Raw genomic sequence first — 25881 nt, 5'->3', positions numbered from 1 at the left:
GGTTGCACACTTCGCACGGTTCATGAAGAAATGGATCTGTTTGTTGTTTCGGCAGACAAACGAGCCAGTTCATGCGCGGCGGCGGGCGGAAATCGGACACCCATGTCTTGTTCCAATTGTTGCAGAAAACCCTCCCACAGCGTCAGATAGGCGGTGGGCGGTTTGGGAGCAGGTGGACTTTGGGAGGTTACTTTGGCTTGCGTCCGGTGTAATTGGGCAGCAAGGAGTTGATCCATGTAAATGCCCACGTGCATCCACATGCCCATCTCCCGTTCGGGCGTCCAGTCAAACAGTTCCCGAAAGCGGGGCGCTTCTTGCTCAATCAATCGCACCAACCGTTTGGGGTTATAATGGGTTATTGTGTCCAAAAGCCCTTGAAGGATGAGTTCTGGCACCCGTTCCGGCGTTAACGGGATTTCCGATTCTTGCACCGGCTGTGGTTTGCGGGTCTTGGCCAAATGGTGCGCCAACTTGCGGAATCCTTCTGGCTGGTACAACTCCCATGCTGGGAAATAAGGGATATCCGTCAGGGCAGGCGGAACCGTGCCCACGATGGCGATCAAGTCATAGGTTTCCCGCAGTTGCTCTAACCCTGGGGACTGGCGCGTAAACGGATCGATTTGCGCCGAGCGGATCACCACATCGCTGTCGGCGGGCGGCAGGCGCTTTGTTAACCAACTTTCCAGAGTGGACGCGGCTCCTTCCCCGGTGAGACAGACTGTGGCGATGCACCGCTGCTTGGCCTGATCGGTTTGTCCATCCAGCGAGAAAAAGAGGGCGATCAAGTCCAATTCATATTCAGGCAGGCGCAGCTGGTAATGCTCTTCCAAAGCACGGCCAATTTGCCGCGCTATTTTTTTGTGCAGAGGAAGGACAGGCAAGTCGGATGGCACGGGTTGGGCTGGGCGCCGTTCCGGTTGCCGGATGAAGGCTTGGATGTGCAATGCCAACGCTTTCAGTGGAAATGGCTGTGCCGCTTGCGGGAGTTTATCACGCCACGGTGAGAGCGTCTGCTCCAACAATTGGAGCAATTGCGGGTCCAGCGGTGGTTCGCTTTCTTGGGAATCGCCCGGTTTGAATGAGGTGACCAAGCGGCGGATGTAGGAATTGACAGTTTCCTGAAGTTCCCGTTCCATTTCCAGCGGTGTCGCGCCTTGCTGTGACAACAGGGCATGGCGATGCAACAGTTGCTCATAAATATTGTCTGAGGGCACCTGTTTCAAGCGGGAAGCGATGGCCGTGGTCACTGGCCCTTGTTGGCGCAGGTGTGTCGGCAAATCGTTGATGGTGACGATCACTTGGTCTTTGCGGTGACCAAGCTGACGCAGAAAGGCTCTGGCGCAAGCGATTTGAATGTCACTCTTCAATTGGCCGATATTGCCCGGGCAGGGATAAGACAAAAAACGGGCCCGGCATTCCTCTGTCACAGTCAAGGGTACCCCCATCTGCGTTTCTTCCTCTTTCAAGAAAGTGGAGAGTAGCCGCGCCCGTTCTTGCGGTGGGCGTTCACGTAGCGGAGGAATGGTCAGCTTGACTGAAAAACGGCGCATCAATGTGGGCAGTAAGGCGGCATCCGGTGCTTCCGTGGTAGCGCCGATCAGGCGGATGGCCACCGTTCGTTCAGCATGGGTCTCCCCTAGCCGGCGAAAGCTCCCCTGATCCATCAGGGAGAACAGCATTTCCTGACCCGATGGGGGAAGGCGGTGGATCTCATCCAAAAAAAGAATGCCGCGATCGGCCCGTTCCACCAAGCCCGGCTTGTCTTCTACGGCTCCGGTGAAGGCGCCTTTTCTCACCCCGAATAGCTGGGCCAGCAAGAGTTCCGGATTTTGGGCGTATTCGGCGCAGTTGAAGGTGATAAACGGTGTGCCCGGCGATAAGTGGCCTGCTTCCGTGGCGACTTGAACCAGTGTTTGCGCCATGTGTGTTTTACCCACCCCTGTTTCACCGGTGAGCAAGATGGGTAATCCGTTCGGGGGATACAATAAAGCTGCTAATGCTTCTTTCAACAGGTCGGCGATCCCGGAATGGGCCGCTTGCATCGGAAATGGAGCCTCTGGCTGGGTTGGACGGTACAGAACTGGTCGCCCGGCAATTTTTTCCGCCAACCCCTGTTTGACAAGTTGGTTGAGGTAACGACTGACGGTTGAACGGTCTAAGTCCAATTGTTTTGCCAACTCTCCCGCAGTGGTTCCTGCTGGCTGTTTGTTCAGTTGTTGATGGATGGCATCAAGTTTTTTCATACTTCCTTTTCGCTCCGTGTAAAAGTTGGTGATTCTATCATACACACTTTGCACAGTAATTGTCGATTGGATTCCTTAGGATTGATTGGCAAGTTAAGGGATTAAGGAGCGTTGTTTTCTGCGGAAATCATTTCGGGAGCAGGAAGAATGTTTTATATGAAGAAATTCAATTAAGAATGAACGATTCAGCGCATAAGATAAGTGAGGGAACAAAATGGAAGAGAAATGGCAAGAGTTGAAAAAGCGGCTCAAGGAAATTTATGATTTGCAATCTGCAATCTCACTGTTGAATTGGGATCAAAATACATATATGCCCCAAGCGGCAGGAGGTGCGCGGGGTAGCCAATTGGCGACATTGGGGCGGATTGCGCATGATAAGCTGACTGATCCCCGCTTGGGTGAACTTTTGGAAGAACTGGATGGCCAATGGCCGTCTGATTCCCTTGAAGCGGATTTGATCCGCGCGGCGAAAAGAGAGGTTGACAGGGAAACAAAGGTGCCGGCAGATTTTGTTTCCCGCTTCTATCAAAATACTTCAGAAACGTATCAGGCTTGGGTGGCCGCCCGGGAGGAAAATTGTTTTGACAAGGTGGCTCCGCATCTGGAACGGACATTGGAGCTGAGCCGGGAATACGCCCATTATTTCTCTGGATTTGATCATGTGGCCGATCCGCTGATCGACCGCGCTGACTATGGCATGAAAGCTAAAGAGCTACAAGCGTTGTTCGGGGAATTGCGCAAGCAGTTGGTACCATTGGTGGAACAGGTGACATCCGGTCCGGAGGTGTCGCAAGCCTGCATTAAACAGCACTTTCCTAAAGAAAAGCAATTGGCTTATGTGAAGCAGCTGATCAGCGCTATGGGCTTCGACTTCAACCGCGGGCGGCTTGACTTGTCACCTCATCCGTTCATGATTCGATTGGCGCACGATGATGTGCGAATCACAACGCGGGTCAATGAAGAGGATGTGACGGAGGTGCTGTTTAGCACCATCCATGAGACGGGGCACGCCTTTTATGAGTTGGGTATAGACCCTGATTTGGAAGGAACACCGTTGCACACGGGAGCCTCGTCAGGGATTCATGAAAGCCAATCCCGCTTGTGGGAAAATGTCGTCGGCCGGAGCTGGGCATTCTGGCAAGCGCACTATCCTTCTTTACAAGCCGCTTTTCCATCCCAGCTGGGGAATGTTTCCTTGGATGACTACGTGCGGGCGATCAACCGGGCGGAGAAGTCGCTCATTCGCATTGAAGCGGATGAATTTACATACAATCTGCATGTTATCATCCGCTTCGATCTGGAAATGGCCATGTTGGAAGGAAAACTGGATGTCAAAGATTTGCCGGAGATGTGGCGCTCCCGCTACCAAAGTGATCTTGGAATCAGTCCGACGGATGATAACCACGGGGTGCTTCAAGATATTCATTGGTACGCAGACTTCATCGGCGGGATGTTTCAAGGATACACCCTTGGCAACATCCTCAGCTGCCAATTTTATGAGGCCGCATGCCGCGTCCATCCGCAGATACCGGACGAAATTGCGAACGGAAACGTATCGACCCTCCATGGTTGGTTGAAGGAGAACGTATACCGCCACGGAAGCAGGTGGACGGCGAAGGAGTTGGTGCGGCGAGCGACCGGCTCTGAGATGACGATCACCCCTTACATCGCTTATCTGAAGCGGAAAGCAGACGAATTGCACCTCGGGCGTTAAGCCTCGCCCCACCCCTGCGCATCCGATCTCGCGGGGGTGGGGCGGTTTGGTGCTGGGCCGTCTGCGTCTGTGTGCGAAAAATATACACAAATCGTTTAATTCATCGCGAAGGTTGTGAATTGACGCCGCTTAAAATTAAGTTTATCGTGGAAGGTAGATTATTGACGGTAATGTTTACAAGCATGACAATCGGACTTCCACAAGGGGAAAGATAGGTTGATCAATAATGGAGCAGATGAATATAAAAAAGTGGATCAAGCCAGCGGTGGAAGCTCTTCCGTCTAAGCGGGTGATTCTGCTGGCGTTTGCCGTGCTGCTAGTGTTTGTGATGGTGGCCATTCCCTTGTTTAATCGCTTGATGTATCCGCTTGAATATGAAGAGTATATCTTTGATAGTGCACAAGAGACGGGAGCGGATCCGTTTCTGGTCATGGCGGTGATCCGCCAGGAGAGCAAGTTTGATCCAGACAAGAAATCGGCGGTTGGCGCGCAAGGGCTGATGCAGCTTATGCCGTCGACAGTCAATGATATCATTCGGGACGGACATTTTTCGCCAGCTTTTCGAGACTATGTGTTTGACCCGGCGACGAATATCCGAATGGGCAGCTGGTACATCAAGTTTTTAAGTGACCGTTACAAAGGGAATTATGTAGCTGTGATTGCCGCGTACAATGCCGGTTTAGGAAATGTGGATAAATGGTTACGCTCCGGTGTCTGGGACGGGACGAGGCAAAACCTCGATCAGATCAAATATGGCGAGACACGCCATTACGTGGCACGCGTAAGCTATTACTACGAAAAGTACAAACAGTTGTACAAGGATAATTACGAAGAGTATCTGAGAGAACAGAAGGAGAAAAAATAGAAGCAAAAATAAAAATCCGGCTGGGATTCCACCGGATTTTTCCCTTTTCGGGGAAGTGCAGGAGATTGGGGACAGATGATAGAAAAGTTATCCCGTCGGCAGGCGATCTTGCTTCTAGCGCCCCTTGGGCGGGATGACCGCCGGAGAAGCAGCTATAAGCGGCTTCAGCATCCGGTTGCCGACGAGGATGGCGACAAAGGTGTCAAAAGGGGAGGAGAAGCCGGTGGATAGGGAGAAGGAGAAGCAACAGCGCGTCAATCGCTTTAACCGGGCTTCGCTCATTTATGACGATTATGCGGAGAGTTACCGGAAAGTCGCTTGCCGCCTTCTGATGCAACTGGATCGCCATGGGTGGCCGCCACCGCGTCGGATATTGGATGTCGGATGTGGGACGGGCCATATGACGCAATTGATTCTGGAAGCATTTCCGGAAGCGGAGGTCGTCGCTTTGGATATCGCCGACCGCATGGTGCGGGCCACCTGTGAGAAAGTGGGGGATGATCGCTCCCGGCTGCAAGTGGTGGTCGGCGATGTGGAGGATGTCGACTTGAGCGAGTTGGGGCCGTTTGGCCTGATTGTGTGCAATGCGGTGTGCCATTGGTTTCGGGAGCCGCTGAAGACGTTCGGCAGATTGGCGGACAATCTGGAAACGGGCGGACGCCTGCTAGCTTCCATTTACGGGCCGGACAACTGCGCTGAACTGGGTGCGCTGTTTGGCCAAGTGGAGGAAGAATGGAATCTCCCCCGCGAGCAACACTTGTTTCCCACCCGTTCATCGAAAGAGTGGGAAGAGTTATTGACGGCGGCTGGACTCGTCAAAATCGACTCGTGGGAGAGTTGGATGCGCTTGGAATATGCGAATGGCCTTTCCTTTTTGAAAGCGATCAAGGCGGTGGGGGAAGCGGCTGGTCGGACGAGCCATCCCCTTTGGCTCCAACGGCGCATACTCCTAGAGGTGATCCGGCGTTATGAACGGGCACACCGATGTGGAAACGGGGTGTATGCCACCATGCATTTTTTACAGTTTCTTTTTGAAAAGACAGATGACCCATCAGAGGTAATGCTGTTTAAATAACATGAATTTATGATAGGATTAGGTTGAAAACATCGAAAGGGCTGAAAATGAATGTTAAAAAACATCTTTGCTTCTTTTGGGTTCGGCGCTGCAAAGGTCGACCTGGTATTAGATGATTTTCGGCTGAAAATGGGACAGCCTGTGACGGGGAAAATCGTCTTGACCGGAGGGCAGGTCGAACAAGCCATCGAAGGGTTGGAAGTGGAGTTTCGCTTGGCTTCCGCTTATCAGCGCGGGGACAATATCGTCAATGTCAACGAAACGATCGCAACCATTCCGGTTACAGAGGAAACCTTTCATGTGGCCCCAGAAGAAACGAGAGAGTATCCATTCACTTTTGTTTGCCCAGAATTTATTCCGGCGTCATCAGTGAATACGCGATATTATTTCCAAACCAACCTGGAGATCAAAAGCGGCATTGATGCGCAGGATCGCGACTTTGTGGATGTTTACCCATCCGGCCTGCAAGAATATTTTTGGGATGGGTTTAACAAGCTCGGCTTTGTGCCGCACGAAGAAGGTTACACCGGTAAGAAAGGCGGCGGCTTCCAAATCATACAGTTCCGGCCGACGGAATGGTTGCGCGGCGAATATGACGAGATCGTCTTTATGTTCCAGCCGGCACATACGCAAAACGGGGTGGCTGGCTTTTTCGAGCTGGACAAAAAAGGCAAAGGTCTACTCGGTCTGTTGGCTGACGAATTGGATTTGGATGAAAAGAAGGGGCGGTTTGTGTTCACCAAAGCCGATCTCACTTCTGGCGAGTACGCCGCGGAAACGATTCGGCAGTTTATCAATCACCACGCTAAAGACTTGATCGGCTAACTGGCTAAGTGGCCAGCAAAAGATGCCGACAGGCGCTGATAAAGACGCAAAAACCAAGCCATGTGAGATCAGGCTTGGTTTTTGCTTTTTTTTACGCCGCTTATCACGTGGCATTTTACGTTGTTCGAGCCGCATCCTGGGGGAGTCGTGATGGAAAGGTATCTTGCAAACGGGTGACTTTTTTTGTGCGTATTGGCAGGATTGAAGGTGTTTGAATGCGGTTTTCAGAGGGGATTTGTCAGTGAACGGTTGGATTAGGCTAGATCGCAACTGTCAAAGGAGGAGCGGAGACCGTGGAAGAGGTTCGTGTCTTGTTGGTCGATGATGAACGGGAGATCTCGCAATTGATCCAGATTGTGTTGCAAAAAGAAGGGTTTAGTCATGTGGCATTGGCTGAAGACGGCCGCGAAGCCTTGCGGTTGATCGACGAGTTCCAACCGCACATCATTGTGCTTGATGTCATGTTGCCCGACGCCAACGGCTATGATCTGTGCCGGACGATCCGGGAACGGACGGAAGCGCCGATTTTGTTTTTGACTGCGCGCAGTTCGGTGAAAGGATACGCTGATTTGCTGGCGGAAGAGCAGTACGACTGGGAGCCGGCAGAGATTCGCCGCTATGCCGGGGTGATCCGAGACAAGGCGCATTATATGGAACAGTTGATTGCGGATCTCAATCTGACGTTTCGCTTGAAGAATGCGGCTTTGCCGCTTCAGTTGGCGGAGCATGATCTGGTAGAGGTGGTGCGGCAGACGGTGATCGATGTGATGAACGATCCATGTTCGGAGGCGTATGCTTTGTCATTTCAACCGTTTGTGGATCGCGTGATGGTGCGGTTGGACAAAGAGTGGTTTCAACGTGCGTTACATAATTTGTTGGCCAATGCGGTGACGCATAATCCACCGGGAACCGAAGTGAAGGTATCCGTGCGGGCAGAGACGGACCGGATGGTGATCGTGGTGGAAGACGACGGCCAAGGAATGGATGAGGAGACACAAGGGATGTTGTTTGAGCGGTATTATCGCGGAACGAATACGGCAAAGCGTTCTCAAGGCACGGGTCTGGGAATGGCGATCGCCAAGCAGTTGATTGAGGCGCATGGGGGTGAAATTCACATCAGTAGCCAAATTGGACGGGGAACGAAGATTTCGGTTTGGCTTCCTAAGCGGCACAACGCGGAGGTAATGGTTGAATCTCGCCTACACTGATGTTGTCGATCTCCTTTTTCTATTTGTTCGATCATTTTTTCTCCTTGCACGCAGATGTGCATAGTAAAGAATTTTCCCAAATGCAAAGCCAAGGCACCTATTTAATTTATGTTCATTTAGTGGGTGCCTGTCTAATGATTGTAAACTAGATGTTATAATTTTGTTGACAATATAGCGAGATCATTCCTATCATTAATGTAAACATGTTGTTTGTTATTGGTTTACATAAAGGGGGATGGTGGCTTGGCGACGTGGAGTTATGACGAGTTGCTGGAGAAAAATCGGCGCTTCCTATGGAATCCATTTACACAGATGAAGGGGTATTTGGAAGATGAGCCCTTGATCATCGAACGGGGAGAAGGGGTTAAGCTTTACGATGTGCGGGGCCGGGCGTATTACGATGGCAATGCGTCAGTATGGCTCAATGTGCATGGCCACGGGCATCCGAAGCTAAATGCTGCGATACGGGAACAGGTGGATCAAGTGGCCCACAGCACGTTGTTGGGGATGTCAAATGTCCCCGCGTTGCTGCTGGCGGAAAAGCTGGTGCAGTTGACCCCAGAGCGGTTGCAAAAAGTGTTTTATTCCGACAGCGGGGCGGAAGCGGTGGAAATCGGGTTAAAAATGGCTTACCAGTATTGGAAATTGCGGGGGCGTCCGGAGAAACAAGTGTTCATCAGCATGAAGAATGCTTATCACGGCGATACGGTCGGAGCGGTGAGCGTAGGAGGGATGGATACGTTTCACGCCACGTTTTCCGGGATGCTGTTTCCAACGCTGAAAGTGTCTTACCCGTATCCTTATCGTTTTGATGGTTCACCGGAGGCCTGCCGGCAAGCCTGTTTGGATGAGTTGGCATGCGTGTTGGCGGAACATGGGGACAAAGTGGCAGGATTGATCGTCGAGCCGATGGTGCAGGGTGCGGGAGGCATGATCATAATGCCGCCAGGAACGCTAGCTGAGATCGAAAAGCTTTGCCGGGCGCATGAGGTGTTGTTGCTCATTGATGAAGTGGCCACCGGATTTGGACGAACCGGGCGGATGTTCGCCTGTGAGCATGAAGCGGTGCAGCCGGACATCATGATGGTCGGCAAAAAGCTGACCGGCGGATATTTGCCGGTGGCAGCGACACTCACCTCCGATGAGGTGTATGACGCTTTTTACGGCGAACACCATGAAGGCAAAACGTTCTATCACGGACATTCTTATACAGGAAACCAACTGGGGTGCGCGGTGGCGCTAGCCAATTTGGCGCTGTATGAAGAAGAGCGCGTGCTAGAGCATGTGGCTAAGGCCAGCCGGCACCTGGCGGAGTGGCTAGAGCCGATTAAGGACCTGCCCCACGTCGGAGAAGTGCGCCAACTCGGCTTGATGGTCGGCATCGAGTTGGTGAAGGATAAGGTGACCAAAGAGCCGCATCCGTGGGAGGAAGCGATCGGGGCGCGGGTTTGCCGGCGGGCGCGGGAATTGGGGCTGATCACCCGTCCACTGGATCACGTCGTCACCTTTATGCCGCCGCTAGCTACCCCCCTCGCCGATTTGCAAGCGATGGTTGGGATTCTGGAACAGGCGATCAGGGAGGGGACAGCGTGATTCCGGGCAACGGCTTGTTTATCACCGGAACGGGAACGGAGGTTGGCAAAACCGTGGTCACGGCAGCCTTAGCGTGGGCTCTGCGGGAGCAGGGACTCCGCGTCGGGGTGATGAAGCCGGTGCAAAGCGGAGGCCGCTTAATAGACCCTGACACGGATGGGATGCGGCTGAAGACGTGGCTGGATCTTTCCGAACCAGTGGATGAGATCGTCTGTTACCACTTCCCGGAACCGGTGGCACCGGGGCTGGCGGCTGAATGGGCCGGGGTGGAGATTGCGCGCGAGCCGATCTTACGGATGCTGGGAGAACAGGCGCGAGCATGCGATGTGGTGCTGGTTGAGGGGGCGGGCGGATGGCTGGTTCCGCTTGGCGCGGATTGGACCATCGCCGACTTAGCTACTGCAATCGGGTGGCCGGTGGTGATCGTTGCGCATGGACGGTTGGGAACAGTCAACCATACGGCGCTGACTGCCCTAGCTATTCGCCAACAAGGTTTGACGCCGGCTGGGGTCATCTTAAACGGCTGGCCTGCGGAGCTGGACGATCCGAGCGCGGCGGACAATCCGCGCCTGATCAGGCAAGTGGCGAAACTCCCTGTCTGGGGAAGTCTGCCTTGGCTGGAGGGGGAGCTTACCGGGGCAGTGCTTAAAGAAGCGGGATGCGCGAACCTGGATGTCGGACTGGTCATGGAAACGTTAAAAGGGGGAAACGCAAATGGGTAATTGGGAACAGCTGGCGGATAAGGCTTTGGCGGGGGAAAGATTGTCGTTGGAGGAAGGATTGGCGGTGCTAAAAGCGCCGGACGATGAGGTGTTGCCCCTGTTGCAGGCGGCATTCCGCGTGCGCCGGACGTATTTCGGCAAGAAAGTAAAGCTCAACATGATCATGAACGCCAAAAGCGGTTTGTGTCCCGAGGATTGCGGCTACTGTTCGCAATCGATCGTTTCCACGGCACCCATCGAGAAGTATACCTTGCTAAAGAAAGACCAGCTGATCGCAGGGGCCAAAGAGGCGCAACGCCGTAAAGCGGGAACCTATTGCATTGTGGCCAGCGGCCGGGGACCGACCAAAGGTGAATTGGAGGAAGTAATCGCCGCGGTGAAAGAAATTAAGCAAGAAATGCCGTTAAAGATCTGCGCCTGCTTGGGAATTTTGACCGAAGAGCAAGCCCACCAGCTCAAAGAAGCCGGTGTGGACCGGTATAATCACAACTTGAACACCAGCGCCGGACATTACGCCAACATTACGACCACCCATACGTATGAAGACCGGGTGCGCACGGTGGAGATGGCCAAAGCGGCCGGAATCTCCCCTTGTTCGGGTTGCATCATCGGCATGGGCGAGACGATGGAACAAGTGGTTGAGATGGGATACGGGTTGAGGGAGTTGAATGCGGATTCGGTACCGGTTAACTTCTTGCACGCCATCCCGGGCACACCGCTTGGACATCTGGATGAGCTTAACCCGCTCTATTGCCTCAAAGTGTTGGCTCTGTTCCGCTTCCTGTTGCCCGACAAAGAGATCCGGGTATCCGGAGGGCGCGAATCCAATTTGCGTCAATTGCAACCGTTGTCTCTATACCCCGCCAACGCCATCTTTGTCGGTGATTATTTGACGACGGAAGGGCAAGCCGTTTTGACTGATCATCAGATGATCAAGGACATGGGCTTTGAGATTGAGGAGTGCGCACTGTGAGCGAAAGTTGGGAGAGCACGTTACGCGAGGAAACGGGGGCGTGGGCGGAGCGGCATTTGCTCCGCACGCTCATTCCAGCACAACAGGCGGGCCAAACTGTTCTCATCCGGGAGGGACGGCGTCTCCTCAATTTTTCGTCTAACAATTATCTCGGCTTGGCCACTCATCCGGAGTTGGGGATGGCTGTGGCCGAGTCGGTATCCCAAGGGATTGGCGGGGTGGCGTCCCGGCTGATTATCGGTCACAACGAGGAAACGGAGGCGCTGGAGCGGGAAATCGCCCGTTTCAAGGGGACCGAAGCGGCCTTGTTGTTTCCCAACGGGTACATGGCCAACCTAGGGCTGTTGTCCGCTCTGCTGAAGCCGTCAGACGCGGTGTTCAGCGACCAGTACAACCATGCCAGCATCGTGGACGGGATTCGGTTGAGCGGCGCCCAATCATATCGTTACCGCCACCTGAACCTAGATCATTTGGAAGTTCTGTTGAAGCGGGCCGATGCTAAAGGAGCTAAGCGCAAGCTGATTGTCACCGATTCGGTGTTCAGCATGGACGGCGATGTGGCGCCATTATCCGATCTGGTGCAGTTGAAGCGGAAGTATAACGCCGCACTGGTGTTGGACGAGGCACATGCCGCAGGGGTGTGGGGACCCGGCGGGGCGGGTATGGCCCACCATCTGGGAGTGGCGGAGGACGTCGATCTGCATATGGGTACGTTTAGCAAAGCGTTTGGCGTGTACGGCGCATATGTAGCTGGTAAAAAGGAGTGGATTCAATATCTGCTAAACCGTTGCCGCCCATTGATCTACACCACCGCCTTGCCGCTGGTGTTAGTGGTGGCGATCCGCGCGACCTTGCGTTTGGTGGAAGCGGGGGACAATCTGCGCCGCGATCTGCATGAACGGAGCGCGCGGTTTCGACGAAAGTTGCAAGAGGCGGGTCTATCCATCGGCGGATCGACCACCCAGATCATCCCTTGGATTGTGGGAGAGAGCGAACTGGCGATCAAGTTGAGCCAAGCTTTAGCTGAGGAAGGCGTGTTGGCTGTAGCCATCCGTCCGCCGACCGTGCCGGAAGGGCAGAGCCGCCTGCGGTTTTCCCTGATGGCCACTCATACGAAAGCAGATGTGGAGCGGGCAGTAGCGGCGGTACTGCGGGTGGCCGAACAGGGGGCGGTGCGATGAAACAGCGGGTTCGCTGTCTTTGGCTGGCGGGTTGGTCGGCGGATGGGCGCTGTTGGCAACTGGTCATCGAGCGCTTACCAGAGGCTGAACACCAGGTGATATCTTTCCTCGATGTGGCGCCCTCTGCGGAGGAGATTGCGCGCCGCCTTCACATTGCGCCCCCGTTTGTGCTGATTGGATGGTCGATGGGCGCTTTTCTGGCGCTCCAGTATGCAGCCGCTTATCCACAGCACGTGACGGAGGTGTGCGTGGTCAGTGGTGCAAGCCAATTCATCACACAGAAACGGGATGCGCGCCTGCTTGAGAGGATGATGCGCAGAGTGACTGAAGACCCGGAGCAGGTGTTGCAGGAGTTTGACGGGCGTTTGTTCACCACTACGGAAGTCAAGCGCATTCCCGCTACAAAACGAGTGATTCGCGGCTGTGCGCCTGATGCGGAAACGTTGCTGGACGGCCTTGGTTATTTGCGGACGGTTTCCGTTCGTGAACTTGCGCCTTGGCTGCAACTTCCCGTTCACTTGCTCAGTGGGGCTGCCGACCCGATTTGCCCTGTTGTCGGCGCGGAAGAGTTGGCGGAACTGTTGCCGCAAGGCGATCTGACGGTCTGGCCGGAGGTGGGTCATGTGCCGTTTTTGAGCCAACCGGACCGATTTGTCGCATGGATGAAGGAGAGGTGCAACATTGATTGACAAACAACGAGTCGCCCGTAGTTTTAATGCGGCCGCGGCCACTTACGACCGATATGCGGACGTGCAGCGGAAGATGGCTCGCCAATTGCTCGACTCCGTCATACAAGGGGGGCCATCGCCTCAGCGGGTGTTGGAGGTGGGTTGCGGGACGGGATATTTGACGGCGCTGTTGTCGGAGGCATTCCCGAGAGCAGAGATTGTGGCGCTCGACTTGGCCGAAGCGATGGTGAGCGAGGCGAAACGGCGGGTGGCGACCGATAGGGTCACATTTATTGTGGCCGATGCGGAAGCATGGTCGGCTACGGCCAAGGGAAGCTATGACCTGATCATCTCCAATGCCGCCATTCAGTGGTTTACCCAGCCGCAAACGGTGCTTGAACACTGGTTCCGCTTGTTGCGTCCGGGTGGGCGGATGGTTGCGGGCACATTTGGATCAGATACATTTGTGGAGTTGCACCGCATCTGTGCCACGGTTGAAAAAGAGTGGGGCTTGCCGACGCAGACGCATGGCTTGCCGCTGTTGTCGGCGGCGCGCTGGAAAGTGTGGCTAGATGGTGCAGGCTGGATGGAGACAGAGGTACGGGAAGAGAGGGTAAAGGTGGAGTTCGCATCTTGTCGTCAATTTTTATCGGCGCTGAAAAAGACGGGGGCCAGCCACAGCCAATCTCGCTTGCCCCTGGCGACCGAACGGCGGTTGCTCAAAGAAGTCATGAACCGGTATGACCGCGAATATGCAGTACCGGACGGGGTGATTGCCACTTATCACGTGTTGCTGATGGAAGGGAAAAAAACGGAGAAAACATGCCAAACAAGCCGGGTGGTGCGTTGAACACTACCCGGCTTGTGTTGTGATGAAAAGGATGTTAAGCCCCATGATGGGCTACTGTGATTGCCACTTGCTTTTGCGGAGAAAATTTGTTATTTTATTAAATTGTATTTTGTTTTTCCCTTTTCTTATAAATGATATGGAATCGGTGTGAAATTAACGGATTAAAGCAGGAAATCAGTCAAAAACAAAGAAGAGTGTATAGTACTATTTTAAATAATAACTTTCGCATCGGGGTGATCACATGACCTATCTCTTGCTCATCATCCTGACCTATCTGATGATGGCCGCGAATCGCCGATTGTTGGGCATCCCCGGCTTTTTCTATTACAACTGTGTCCGTCCGTTTCTGAAACTGGCCTATCGCGACCGAGTGAATCGGGTGGAAGAGGTGTACTATTGGGATATGGCGGAAGCGGTTGGTGAAAAGGCACAATGGGCCATCTTGCCTTCCTACTTGATTGCGATAGACATCTTGCCGCAGATGGAATGGTGGATACACGCCATTGTTTTTGGTTTGATTCATTATCTGTGGTGGGTCTTTTTGTCGTTTCAGCAAATGAAAAAGTACATCCCACAAACACCTGCCTTGCGACCGCGGACGTCACCTTCGCGGGTGCAACAAGCGTAAGGAAGGGATTGGATGGGCAGATTCAGGAAAGCGTGCCAGAGAGAGGGGGTCTTACCAAACAGGTAGAACCCCTTTTTTTTGTGCGCTGTTTTCAGACTCGACGCCCTGATGCGGTCCAGCGAATCAGTGAGCTCATGTGAACAAATCCCCCTCCGAAGCCGGACAATAACAACAAATTCCCTTGTTTCACTTTGCCTTCATCCAACCCCATTTGCAATGCCAGCGGAATCGAAGCGGAGGAGGTGTTACCAAAATACTCCGCGCTAAACAGTGTCTTTTCTGTCGGAAAATCAAGTCGCCCACAGACAGCGTCAATGATGCGCAAATTGGCGCTGTGTGGCACAAACCAATCAATGTCGTCAAGCGTGTATTCTGTTTGTTCCAACAAGCGCGGGATTTCGCGCGACAAGGTGCTGACGGCGATCTTAAACACTTCTCGTCCGTTCTGGATCATGTATCCGTTTTTGATGATCTCCTTCCCCCGAATATGGGTGGCGAGGTCGCTTTTGTACAAATGGATGCCCGCTGAGCCGTCCGTTGTCGTGCGGGTGTGGATAAAACTCGCTTGGTCAGCTGGACAGGCTTCAACCATGACTGCGCCGGCGCCATCCCCCAGCAGGATGCAGGTGTTACGGTCCGTGTAGTCTGTGATTTTGGTCAGAGTTTCTGCGGCGATGACGAGGATTTTGCGGTGAAGTCCTGATGTAATCATGCCATTGGCGAGGTGAAGGGCGTAGACAAAACCCGCGCAAGCGGCAGAGATGTCAAGGGCTCCCGTGTCCGGCAACCCATAATGGTCTTGTATCTGGCAGGCGACGCTGGGAAACGTGGTGTCGGGCGTTGCAGTGGCGACCAGGATCAGATCGACCTGGTCCAAGGTGACTGGATAACGTGCCAACATATTGTTCACCGCTTTGATGGCCAGATGACTTGACCATTCATCAGGTGCCGAGACGCGCCGCTCTCTAATGCCGGTGCGGGGGACGATCCACTCATCAGAGGTGTCAACCATTCGCTCCAAATCGGCATTGGTGAGCCGTTCTTCTGGCACATGTGTACCGATGCCGGTGATTTTCGCTAGGGAATGCATCATGGGGCCTCCTTGATACCTGGTATTAATACCTTGTATTAGTACTAGGTTATAAACTTATACGCTGAGTATACCTCATTCCTGTGCAAAGGAAAAGGGGCATTTGCAAGGTGTGCGCTACAAGCCGCTAAACCGGTAGGACGTGCGGGAATGTCCGTGCTATTTTCACTAGGGCGTGTATGATGAATAGGTCAGCGCTCCAAAATCATTTTCATCATTTCGCCGCTTCTTTCCCATCCACTTGATTTGCCAGATACACCAAAGAGATGATGTTTAGGAAAAAGAGGATATACCTTCGGTGGCAAGGGTTTTTGTTTATTCAGAAAAGAAATTGGCAAAAAATTTTTATTAGCCCCTTGACGCATGAAAAAAACAGAGAAATAATATTATTAAATGATATAAAATTTACCCATTTCTAAATGATAACGCTTACTCGAAACTCTATCCGGTTGGAGGGGTTTTTTTCAGACCTCTTAATGAATGACTGTTCATTCAGATGAGGGGCGGACTTTGAGAGGAGGAATCATCGTTGGCACGCATCAAAAAAGCGGCAGTCTTGGGCGCAGGCGTCATGGGGGCAGCCATTGCCGGCCATCTCGCTAATGTGGGCATCCCCACCTTGCTCTTGGACATCGTGCCTCGCGAGTCGGTGGAGAGCAAGGATAAGAAAGAACGCAATCGGTTGGCGCAAGCAGGAAAAGAGCGCTTGTTCAAGGAGAAGCCTGCACCGCTCTATACCAAGGACGTGGCGGCACTTATTGAAATCGGCAACATGGAAGATGATTTCGACCGATTGGCAGAAGTTGATTGGATCATTGAAGTGGTCGTGGAGAACCTCGTTATCAAACAGGGCTTATACGAACGCCTCGAAAAAGTGTGGAAACCGGGAACCGTGGTTAGTTCTAACACTTCTGGCATTTCCATCAATAAGATGGTGGAAGGAAGAAGCGAAGCGTTTCGCCGCCACTTTTTGGGGACACACTTTTTCAATCCGCCCCGCTATATGAAGTTGTTGGAGATCATTCCCGGAAACGATACGGATCCTCAGATTGTTGAAGAGATGAAACACTTTGCCGAAGAGGTGCTGGGCAAAGGAGTTGTGCTTTGCAAAGATACGCCAAACTTTATCGCTAACCGCATCGGTACCTACGGCTTACAGATCACCTTGCAAGCGATGGTCGATCTGGGCATGGGGCCGGATGAAGTGGATGACGTAACCGGGCGAGCGATGGGCCGTCCTAAGAGCGCCACGTTCCGCACACTGGATTTGGTCGGCTTGGATACCTTTGTGCATGTGGCAGGCAATGTCCATGAAAACGCGAGTGATGAAGAGGAAAAAGCGGCGTTTGAAGTTTCCCCCGTCTTGAAACAGATGGTGGAGAAAAAATGGCTGGGTGAAAAGACGGGCCAAGGCTTCTATAAGAAAGTGAAAACCGAGTCCGGAAAAGAGATTCACGCATTGGATCTGGCGACGATGGAGTATCGGCCGCGCAAGAAGTTGAAAACGCGCTCATTGGAGCAGGCCAAGAAGGCCAAAAGCTTGCCGGAGCAATTGCAAGCACTGGTGTACGCCGACGATGTGGCGGGCAAATTGGCTTGGACCATCACTAAGAAAGTGTTGCTGTATTCCGCCAAGCGCCTGGAAGAGATCGCTGGTGACATCGTCAGTGTGGACCAAGCGATGAAATGGGGCTTCAACTGGGATTTGGGTCCCTTTGAAACCTGGGATGCGATCGGGTTGGTTAAATCGGTGGAACGGATGAAAGAAGAGGGAGAGACCATCCCGGCTTGGGTAGAGGCGTGGATTGCGGACGGAAACACCCGCTTCTACGAAGTGAAGGAAGGCAAGCGGCATTCCTTCCATATCGGCGGCAAGTGGGGTGAAGTGGAAGAAAATGAAAAAGTGATTTCCCTCGCCCGCTTAAAAGAGCAAGGCAAGCTTATCAAAGGCAATCGCGGAGCTAGCTTGATCGACATCGGGGACGACATCGCCTGCCTGGAATTGCATCCGCTGAAGCAGGCCATCGGTGGAGACGTCATCTCCATGATCAACGCTGCCGTCAAAGAAGTAGCCGCCAATTACCGGGGATTGGTGATCTCGGCGGAAGCCGCTAACTTCTGCGTCGGGGCCAACATCATGATGATGCTGATGGAGGCGCAAGATCAAAACTGGTTTGAACTCGACCTGATGGTGCGCCAATTCCAAAACGCGATGGGTTCCCTGCGTACCTTGGATCGTCCGGTTGTGGCTGCTCCGTATGGCTTGACGCTGGGTGGCGGTGTGGAAATGTGCCTGCCTTGCGACCGCATCCAAGCGGCGGGAGAAACGTATATGGGATTGGTGGAAGTAGGCGTGGGTCTCATTCCGGGTGGCGGCGGCAACAAAGAGATGCTGTTGCGCTGGACGGAAGGGGTTGACCCGAAGGATCGCATCTCGTTGCAACCGCTGGTCAATCACATCTTTATGGCTATCGGTCAGGCCAAAGTGTCGACCAGCGCCTTGGAAGCGCGGAAGTATAAGTTCCTTCGCGCTTATGACGGCATCACCGCCAATCGCGACCATCTCGTTCACGACGCGAAACAAGTCGCCTTGGGTCTTTATAAAGCCGGTTACCAAGCTCCGAAGCCGCGCATGATTCCCGTAGTCGGCGAAACGGGGTACAACGTCTTGAAATTGGGTGCTTACGGCCTGTTGAAATCCGGCCACATCTCCGAACATGACTATAAGATCGCAGATAAGCTCGCGTTCGTCTTATCCGGCGGCAATGTGCCAGAAGGAACCTTGGTGAGCGAGCAATATCTGCTTGACATTGAGCGGGAGGCGTTCCTCAGCTTGATCGGGGAGCCGAAAACGCAGGCGCGGATGCAATACATGTTGAAAAAAGGCAAACCGTTGCGCAACTAGAGGGAGAAGGAGGAAAGATTATGCGTGAAGCTGTGATTGTCGCCGGGGCGAGAACGGCGGTCGGCAAAGCGGGGAAAGGTTCGTTGAAACATACCCGCCCAGATGACTTGGCCGCAGAGGTGGTAAAAGATTTATTGCGCCGCGTCCCGCAGGTGGACCCGAAAGAGATTGAAGATGTGGTGTTGGGATGTGCTTTCCCTGAAGGGGAGCAAGGCATGAACATGGCTCGGCTCGTCGCTTTGCGCGCCGGATTGCCAAACGATGTGCCGGGGATGACAGTAAACCGGTTCTGCTCTTCCGGTTTGCAGACGATTGCAATCGCCGCGGAGAGAATCATGGCCGGTTTCGCCGATATCATCATCGCCGGCGGTGTAGAAAGCATGAGCATGGTGCCGATGGGCGGCTACAAGCCAGCTCCCAACCCTTATTTGATGGAGCACTTGCCGGAGGCGTACATGTCCATGGGACACACGGCCGAGGAAGTGGCGAAGCGGTTTAATGTAACCCGTGAAGACCAAGACCGGTTCGCGCTCGCCAGCCATCAAAAAGCGTATGCGGCCATCCAATCGGGCAAATTCAAAGACGAAATTGTACCGATCACGGTGAAAGAGCATTCCTTCGATGCCAAAGGCAAGTTGCAGTTTACGGAGCGAGTGTTTGACACCGACGAAGGGGTTCGTCCGGATACCAACTTGGAAACACTCAGCAAGTTGCGCCCCGTTTTCCATGTGAATGGCACGGTGACCGCGGGAAATGCATCGCAAACCAGTGACGGCGCGGCAGCGGTAATCATCATGTCCCGCGAGAAAGCGGAAGCATTGGGTGTGAAACCGCTAGCCATTTTCCGCGGGTTCGCTTTGGGCGGAGTAGCTCCGGAGATCATGGGAATCGGACCGGTGGCAGCTGTACCGAAGTTGCTCGACAAAGTGGGAGTCTCCTTGGATGAGATCGACCTGGTTGAACTGAATGAAGCATTTGCTTCGCAAGCGGTAGCGGTGATTCGGGAGCTGGGCATCAATCCGGAGATCGTCAATGTCAACGGTGGTGCCATTGCGTTGGGCCATCCGCTGGGATGTACCGGAGCGAAGCTGACTGTTTCCATCATAAACGAGCTTGAACGGAGAAATGGAAGATACGGAATCGTCACCATGTGTATCGGCGGCGGTATGGGCGCGGCCGGCTTGATCGAACGGGTTTCGTAACAGAGGCAACCATGCCGGCGCGACAGCACGGCGCCGGCAAACTTCAGCATATCTTATATTCACTTCGACTATGGGAGGATGACAAAAGTGGCGGATAAAAAAGTAAAAGGCGGCGCTTTTCTGCTGGAACAGGCGGACTTGCAAGATGTGTTTACTCCGGAAGAGTTCAACGAAGAGCAAAAGATGATTGCCAAAACAACAGAAGACTTCGTTAAAGATAAAGTGTGGCCGGTGTTGCACGAAATCGAAGAGCACAAATTTGAGCACACGGTACGCCTCTTGGGCGAAGCGGGCGAATTGGGTTTGCTTGGCGCCGATGTGCCGGAGAAATACGACGGACTCGGCTTGGATAAAATCAGCTCCAGCCTCATCACCGAAAAGATCTCCCTGGGTCGTGCATTCGGCTTGTCCCACGGTGCCCATGTCGGAATCGGTACGTTGCCGATTGTGTTCTTCGGTAATGAAGAACAAAAGAAAAAATACCTACCCGGCTTGGCTACGGGACAAAAGTTCGCCGCTTACGCACTGACCGAGCCGAGCTCCGGTTCCGACGCGCTGGGAGCCAAAACCACCGCAGTTTTGAGCCCAGACGGTAAGCATTACATCTTAAACGGTGAAAAGCAATGGATCACCAACTCCGGCTTTGCTGATGTATTTGTCGTGTATGCCAAAGTAGATGGTGACAAGTTTACCGCTTTTATCGTTGAACGCGATTTCCCGGGCGTATCCGTCGGTCCGGAAGAGAAGAAAATGGGGATCAAAGGTTCCTCCACTCGTACACTGATCCTGCAAGATGCGCAGGTGCCGGTGGAAAACCTGCTCGGTGAAGTAGGCAAAGGGCACAAAATCGCCTTCAACATCCTGAACATCGGCCGTTACAAACTGGCTGTCGGCACCTTGGGTTCTGCTAAGCGGGCATTGGAGATCTCCGCCAAATACGCCAAAGAGCGCAAACAGTTTAACATTCCGATTGCCAAATTCGGCTTGATTCGTGAGAAGTTGGCGACGATGGCTGCCAAAATTTACGCGTTGGAAAGCTTGGCCTACCGGGTGGGCGGCATGTTTGACGCCGGACTGGAAGGTGTAGAAGACGCTGAAGGTGCAGCTGTCGCTGAAGCGATCGGAGAATTGGCCATTGAGTGTTCGATCGCCAAAGTGTTCGGTTCGGAAGTGCTGGACTATGTGGTGGATGAAGGGGTGCAGATCCACGGCGGTTACGGCTTCATGAATGAGTATGAGATCGAAAACATGTACCGTGACGCGCGGATTAACCGCATCTTCGAAGGCACCAACGAAATCAACCGCCTGCTCATTCCGGCGACCCTGATGAGAAAAGCGATGAAAGGCGAGCTGGCGCTCCTGCAAGCGGGAATGGAACTTCAAGAAGAGCTGCTGTCCATGATGCCATACATCCCAGAAGAAGACGCTCCTGCTTTGGAAGCGGAAGAGCATCTGGTGGAAAACGCCAAAAAGGTGTTCCTGATGGTCGCAGGCCTGGCCGTGCAAAAATACGAGGCCGAATTGAACAAAGAACAGGAAATTCTGCGTGACATCGCAGACATCGCGATTGAGACGTTCGCTATGGAAAGCGCGCTGTTGCGCACCAAAAAAGCCATCTCCAAAAATGGCGAAGACAAAGAGCAAGCCAAAATCGATTTGACTCGCGCGTTCATCTACGAATCGTTCCAGCGGGTGGAATCGTTTGCTCGCCACACCCTGGCAGCGTTGGAAGAGGGAGATGTGTTGCGTACGCAACTGTCTGTCCTGAAGAGACTCACACGCCTCGAACCGCTGAACGAAGTGGCTTTGAAACGGACCATTGCTGCGCGCATCTTGGATGCGGAAAAATACGTTGTATAATTGAACGAGAAAAAAGAGCAACCCCTCGGCCTAAGGCTGGGGGTTGCTTTTTTACGGAAAAATTTCTTCCTTTCCGCTCAGACGATGGATCCAGCGGTGAAAGAACCATTCAATCGCGCTGTAGATGATGGAAACCGTTAGCGAAAGCTGAAAAAGCGGGATGTTTTGAAGCTTATACAATTGCAGTCCGATGTCGCTATCAAATGTGTAGGTGCCGATCAACCAGACCAAAGTGAAGCTCACAAACAAATCGGAGAGGGTTGAAAACAGATTACCGATCCGCGGCAGGAGATAGACATCCATTGCATAGCCCGATAAAGTCAAGACAATGCTGGTGAGCAAAATCCACGCGGTCGGGACGTGATAGGCAAAGCCTAATATGAGGTAGAGAATGAGACTGGTATAAATGAATTTCACTAATAACTGAAACGGATGGCTCATCAACCTTCGCCCCTTGCGTTTGTCATCACCTTCTAGCATGCCACGGATGAAATAGCCTTATACCCGTCCGCTAGGGTGTATCTGGCAAATCAAGGTTGTGTGGGGAAGAAGCGGCGGAAAAACCTTTTCTCGAGGAGCGCCGATGCACAAGTGAAGCGAATGAGAAAATGGTTTTGGAGCCACTGGCCTATTCATCTGACACGTCCTAGACAGAATCAATCGCCGACTCCTCGTCAGCGAGCCAGCTTGTGCAACAGCAGAATCCGCCTATACGCTTTGGCGCTTAAGTTTTTGAACACCAAACCGCCAGGCTTGATATTGATTTCATAGATCCAAAGGTGACCATTGCCATCGATGCCTATATCCAGTCCATATTCCGGCCATTTGGGATAGCGGGCGCTCATGACCGCAACAGCCCGACGGGATAGCGCGATCATGTCGTCGATGGTAGCTAGCGCGGCGTAAGATGTGTATCCCATGCCTCTGGTCAGGAGGGGGTAGACATGAACAGACTTCCCGCCGCTGTAGGCATTGGTAGCGATGCGGCGACGGGGTGCGACGCGACCGACGATCCCTGCTACCACCCACTTGCCGTGCACACGGGACAAGTGCACGCGGATGTCTACCATTTGCCCAGTCAATGTCTGGCTGCGAATTCCGCGCTGAATCAAATATCGACGGCGCATTTTATGTTTGAGCAAAACGGTGTATAGGGTGTGGAGGGAATGGTAGATGCGGGGGCGATGCTCTTCGCGTGAGCGCAAGGCATAATGGAAAGGGTCGAGGCGGTCGACACGAAATAACCCTTTGCCTTGGCAGGAATTATCCGGTTTCAAATAAACAAAAGCGTACCGTTTTAGCATGTCATCGAGGTTGGACAAAGTGAGGGGGAGCGTCTTGGGTAGGTGGGGAGCCAAGAGAGGGTCTTGTTGAAGCAATCGTTTGTTATGCTGCTTGCTTATGATATTGTCCATGGCGGTTATGTTCCTCCCCTAAGAGAATGTTGGTATTGCTATATCCTATGAAGGGAGGAACATGAAGTGTGGTGGAATGACTAGGGGGCCCGCCTAAATTTCTATTGGGCGGCAACGGGGTTTTTTAATTTCCGAAACTTGTGCCAGCTTATGCAGATAATAGCATTCTTCTCTGTACATGTGATCGGCCATCAGCGGGGCAAGGGTGCCTAACAACTTGTTGCTGAGGCGAAGCTCTTCTACCTCTCGCAAAAATGCTTGAAACACGCGGATCTCCAAATCCACCTCTTTGTTAAAACGGGACAAGGCGGGAAAATGAGACAACTGTGTTCGCAAATACCCGGTTAACTCGATGGCCTTTATGTAAAATTCCTCAAATTTTTTAATGAAATAGCGTTGTTTGCGTTTGAATTCTTTTTCCGTACCATCCGTATTGATTTGAATCCCTTCCGCGTGTCCGGCCGCGTCGGGCAACCAAAGCAGGTGGTGGTGCAAAGGATGCTCAAGGGGCGGAACTTGATTGTTGATCAGGCAGCCCAAAATGCGTAGATACTCATCGATTTCGTTCACCATATGGTTGATGAAGGTTGGCGGCAAATGAAAGGTGATGGATTCGGTTAACAAGCGGCGCAAAAGATGGAGTTTCAGCTCTCGCAACGATTGAGCGGCTTCCTGTGACGCGTTTAGATCAAAGGGGTTGTGGTCAGCCAAATGGGTAAACCGTTGCAACAGCGCCTGCGCTTGGGCGATTTCTTTCTCCTCGGAGGGGCCGAGTGCATCAAGAATGAATTGGCAATGATCCCGCAACACAGCCAGCCAAAACCGCTGCTCAAAATGTGTGGCCTGTTTGATATCGGACATGTTTGTTCCTCCTTGCATGCGATTTCCGTACCATGTTATGCGGAGAAAATGGACAGTAGTCGCAGGAATAAAGCGAATGTTTATGCAATTTGATGCATGATTATAAAAATTTTAAAGGTGGATGATAATATTATTTTACGGAGAGAGTGAATGGGGTTGATGGAATACCAGATAGAATAAAATGGAATAGGAGGAAAAGTGGAAAGTGGAAGCGACAGCCTTGATGGGGAGCCAGCTTTTTTTATTGATAGGTGCTTAAGCTGGAGCGGTCACGGGTTAAAGGAACTCTTACTTTCATTTGGGATTTTATTATTGTATAGTATTAGGTGATAAGGATATAGTTTGAAATAAAAATAAACAAGGCTCGTTTTGCCCGTCGTTTCATGGTAGGGTGGGTAGTGGGCTACACTATCAAGGAACGATCAAGCTATAGGAGGTTATGAAATGATCGAGTACCGCAACGAACCGTTTACGGATTTTTCCCAAGAAGCTAATCGTCGCGCTTTTGAAACCGCTTTAAACAAAGTAAAGTCTGAGCTGGGCAAAGAATATGACATCATCATCGGCGGCGAGCACATCAAAACCGATCGCAAAGTAAAATCGATCAACCCATCCAATGTGGATGAAGTGATCGGGATTGTGTCCGAAGCCAATACCGAATTGGCTGAAAAAGCGATGCAAACGGCTCTCACCGCTTTCGAAAGCTGGAAAAAAGTGAGCCCGGAAGCACGCGCGCGTGTGCTGTTTAAAGCTGCTGCCATCCTGCGCCGCAAAAAGCATGAATTCTCGGCTTGGATGGTATTGGAAGCGGGCAAAAGCTGGCCAGAAGCAGATGCGGATACAGCGGAAGCGATTGATTTCATGGAGTTCTACGGCCGTGAAATGATTCGCTTGAGCGAACGTCAACCGCTGACCCCATTGCCGGGCGAAGACAACAACCTTTACTACATCCCGCTTGGCGTGGGTGCGATCATTCCGCCATGGAACTTCCCGCTCGCGATCACAGTAGGTATGACCACCGCCGCAGTAGTGGCTGGGAACACCGTCGTGCTGAAACCAGCGACACCAACCAACGTGATTGCTTACAAATTCATGGAGATCCTCAAAGAAGCCGGTCTGCCTGATGGTGTAGTCAACTATGTACCGGGACCAGGTAGAGAAGTGGGAGAATACTTTGTGACCCATCCGAAAACCCGCTTCATTTCCTTCACCGGTTCCCGTGAAGTCGGCTTGCGCATCAACGAGTTGGCGGCCAAAACCGTGCCAGGCCAAAAATGGATTAAGCGCGTAGTGGCTGAAATGGGCGGAAAAGACTCCATCGTGGTAGACAGTGACTGCGACATCGATTTGGCGGTTGACAGCATTGTGAAGTCGGCATTTGGTTTCTCCGGCCAAAAATGCTCCGCATGCTCTCGCGCCATCATCCACCAAGATGTGTATGATGAAGTGTTGGAAAAAGTGGTTGCCAAAACGAAAGAGCTTAAAGTTGGCGAAGCACAAACCTTGGGTATTGACCTGGGTCCAGTTGTGGATGACAAAGCGTACAACAAAATCCTTGAATACATTGAGATCGGAAAACAAGAAGGCCGCCTGATGGCTGGCGGTGGCAAAGCCGAAGGTAACGGTTATTTCATCCAGCCGACCGTGTTTGCGGATGTGGCACCTGACGCACGGATTGCCCAAGAAGAAATTTTCGGTCCGGTGGTGGCGTTTATCAAAGCGAAAGACTTTGACGATGCCTTGGAGATTGCCAACAACACCGATTACGGTTTGACCGGTGCCGTCATCTCCCGCAACCGCATGCACTTGGAGCGTGCACGCGAGGAATTCTTCGTGGGTAACCTGTACTTCAACCGCAAGTGCACGGGTGCGCTGGTAGGTGTTCATCCGTTTGGCGGATTCAACATGTCCGGCACGGACTCCAAAGCAGGTGGCCGTGACTACCTGTTGCTGTTCACCCAAGCAAAATTGGTATCCGAAGCGCTGTAAGCTTGTGCAAAGAA

At 52.7% G+C, this 25881-nt stretch carries 22 protein-coding genes; 17 read left to right on the top strand and 5 right to left on the bottom strand.

Translation table 11 applies throughout. From position 1 onward, the window contains the following. Positions 1-20 precede the first annotated feature (20 nt). Positions 21-2243 (bottom strand): sigma 54-interacting transcriptional regulator, encoded by a 2223-nt coding sequence (locus CLV36_RS08030; RefSeq protein ID WP_106342308.1) that lies wholly within the window; start codon positions 2241-2243, stop codon positions 21-23. A gap of 214 nt (positions 2244-2457) precedes the next feature. Between CLV36_RS08030 and CLV36_RS08025 the strand changes: the two genes are divergently transcribed. The 13 genes from CLV36_RS08025 (at position 2458) to CLV36_RS07970 (ending at position 14545) form a co-directional block, all read left to right on the top strand. Further along, complete coding sequence (locus tag CLV36_RS08025; protein WP_106342307.1) at positions 2458-3957, top strand: carboxypeptidase M32; 1500 nt, start codon at positions 2458-2460, stop codon at positions 3955-3957. A gap of 226 nt (positions 3958-4183) precedes the next feature. Further along, positions 4184-4822 carry a lytic transglycosylase domain-containing protein gene (locus CLV36_RS08020; RefSeq protein ID WP_022737085.1) on the top strand — a complete coding sequence of 213 codons (639 nt, stop codon included), beginning with the start codon at positions 4184-4186 and terminating at the stop codon, positions 4820-4822. Between the two features lie 75 nt (positions 4823-4897). Next, complete coding sequence (locus CLV36_RS17230) at positions 4898-5053, top strand: hypothetical protein (RefSeq protein ID WP_181352897.1); 156 nt, start codon at positions 4898-4900, stop codon at positions 5051-5053. Continuing rightward, positions 5022-5897, top strand: a complete 876-nt coding sequence (locus CLV36_RS08015; protein WP_181352896.1) for a methyltransferase domain-containing protein — start codon at positions 5022-5024, stop codon at positions 5895-5897. The genes CLV36_RS17230 and CLV36_RS08015 overlap by 32 nt, the downstream gene beginning before the upstream one ends. Positions 5898-5948: 51 nt before the next feature. Further along, the gene (locus tag CLV36_RS08010) at positions 5949-6722 is read left to right on the top strand and encodes a sporulation protein (RefSeq protein ID WP_022737082.1); all 774 of its coding nucleotides are present in this window, start codon (positions 5949-5951) and stop codon (positions 6720-6722) included. A 293-nt stretch (positions 6723-7015) separates the two neighbouring features. Continuing rightward, positions 7016-7930: an ATP-binding protein gene (locus CLV36_RS08005; RefSeq protein WP_106342305.1), complete on the top strand. Its 915-nt coding sequence runs from the start codon at positions 7016-7018 to the stop codon at positions 7928-7930. A gap of 243 nt (positions 7931-8173) precedes the next feature. Next, positions 8174-9523 carry an adenosylmethionine--8-amino-7-oxononanoate transaminase gene (bioA, locus tag CLV36_RS08000; RefSeq protein ID WP_245888319.1) on the top strand — a complete coding sequence of 450 codons (1350 nt, stop codon included), beginning with the start codon at positions 8174-8176 and terminating at the stop codon, positions 9521-9523. Next, the gene (gene bioD, locus CLV36_RS07995) at positions 9520-10245 is read left to right on the top strand and encodes a dethiobiotin synthase (protein ID WP_102993329.1); all 726 of its coding nucleotides are present in this window, start codon (positions 9520-9522) and stop codon (positions 10243-10245) included. The genes bioA and bioD overlap by 4 nt, the downstream gene beginning before the upstream one ends. Further along, entirely contained in the window at positions 10238-11218 is a 981-nt protein-coding gene (gene bioB / locus CLV36_RS07990; protein ID WP_102993328.1) for a biotin synthase BioB, read from the top strand. The genes bioD and bioB overlap by 8 nt, the downstream gene beginning before the upstream one ends. Continuing rightward, positions 11215-12399: an 8-amino-7-oxononanoate synthase gene (gene bioF, locus CLV36_RS07985; protein ID WP_106342304.1), complete on the top strand. Its 1185-nt coding sequence runs from the start codon at positions 11215-11217 to the stop codon at positions 12397-12399. The genes bioB and bioF overlap by 4 nt, the downstream gene beginning before the upstream one ends. Continuing rightward, positions 12396-13088 (top strand): alpha/beta fold hydrolase, encoded by a 693-nt coding sequence (locus CLV36_RS07980; protein WP_106342303.1) that lies wholly within the window; start codon positions 12396-12398, stop codon positions 13086-13088. Before bioF ends, CLV36_RS07980 begins: the two co-directional genes overlap by 4 nt. After that, positions 13081-13917, top strand: coding sequence for a malonyl-ACP O-methyltransferase BioC (gene bioC / locus CLV36_RS07975; RefSeq protein ID WP_106342302.1), 837 nt, complete (start codon positions 13081-13083; stop codon positions 13915-13917). The genes CLV36_RS07980 and bioC overlap by 8 nt, the downstream gene beginning before the upstream one ends. Positions 13918-14158: 241 nt before the next feature. After that, entirely contained in the window at positions 14159-14545 is a 387-nt protein-coding gene (locus tag CLV36_RS07970) for a hypothetical protein (RefSeq protein ID WP_106342301.1), read from the top strand. A gap of 91 nt (positions 14546-14636) precedes the next feature. On the opposite strand, the gene CLV36_RS07965 is transcribed toward CLV36_RS07970, so the two are convergent. Next, positions 14637-15635 carry a ketoacyl-ACP synthase III gene (locus tag CLV36_RS07965; protein ID WP_106342300.1) on the bottom strand — a complete coding sequence of 333 codons (999 nt, stop codon included), beginning with the start codon at positions 15633-15635 and terminating at the stop codon, positions 14637-14639. Between the two features lie 529 nt (positions 15636-16164). On the opposite strand from CLV36_RS07965, the gene CLV36_RS07960 reads away from it, so the two are divergent. The 3 genes from CLV36_RS07960 (at position 16165) to CLV36_RS07950 (ending at position 21602) form a co-directional block, all read left to right on the top strand. Next, positions 16165-18540: a 3-hydroxyacyl-CoA dehydrogenase/enoyl-CoA hydratase family protein gene (locus tag CLV36_RS07960; protein ID WP_106342299.1), complete on the top strand. Its 2376-nt coding sequence runs from the start codon at positions 16165-16167 to the stop codon at positions 18538-18540. A 20-nt stretch (positions 18541-18560) separates the two neighbouring features. Then, positions 18561-19742, top strand: coding sequence for an acetyl-CoA C-acyltransferase (locus CLV36_RS07955; protein WP_106342298.1), 1182 nt, complete (start codon positions 18561-18563; stop codon positions 19740-19742). Positions 19743-19820: 78 nt separating this feature from the next. Next, positions 19821-21602: an acyl-CoA dehydrogenase family protein gene (locus CLV36_RS07950; RefSeq protein WP_181352894.1), complete on the top strand. Its 1782-nt coding sequence runs from the start codon at positions 19821-19823 to the stop codon at positions 21600-21602. 51 nt (positions 21603-21653) lie between these two features. Here CLV36_RS07950 and CLV36_RS07945 read toward each other — a convergent pair whose 3' ends face one another. The 3 genes from CLV36_RS07945 to CLV36_RS07935 form a co-directional block, all read right to left on the bottom strand. Continuing rightward, positions 21654-22043 carry a DUF2512 family protein gene (locus CLV36_RS07945; RefSeq protein WP_022737070.1) on the bottom strand — a complete coding sequence of 130 codons (390 nt, stop codon included), beginning with the start codon at positions 22041-22043 and terminating at the stop codon, positions 21654-21656. Positions 22044-22276: 233 nt separating this feature from the next. Then, positions 22277-23017: a YheC/YheD family protein gene (locus CLV36_RS07940; protein ID WP_106342295.1), complete on the bottom strand. Its 741-nt coding sequence runs from the start codon at positions 23015-23017 to the stop codon at positions 22277-22279. A gap of 93 nt (positions 23018-23110) precedes the next feature. After that, positions 23111-23878 carry a DUF2935 domain-containing protein gene (locus CLV36_RS07935; RefSeq protein WP_106342294.1) on the bottom strand — a complete coding sequence of 256 codons (768 nt, stop codon included), beginning with the start codon at positions 23876-23878 and terminating at the stop codon, positions 23111-23113. A gap of 444 nt (positions 23879-24322) precedes the next feature. Between CLV36_RS07935 and pruA the strand changes: the two genes are divergently transcribed. Then, positions 24323-25867: an L-glutamate gamma-semialdehyde dehydrogenase gene (gene pruA, locus CLV36_RS07930; protein WP_106342293.1), complete on the top strand. Its 1545-nt coding sequence runs from the start codon at positions 24323-24325 to the stop codon at positions 25865-25867. The last annotated feature ends 14 nt before the right edge of the window (positions 25868-25881 follow it).

The sequence above is a fragment of the Laceyella sediminis genome, assembly GCF_003003125.1.
GTDB classification, from domain to species: Bacteria; Bacillota; Bacilli; order Thermoactinomycetales; family Thermoactinomycetaceae; genus Laceyella; species Laceyella tengchongensis.
Note: the sequence above shows the minus strand (reverse complement) of the source record. Positions and strands in the feature narration are given on the sequence as shown.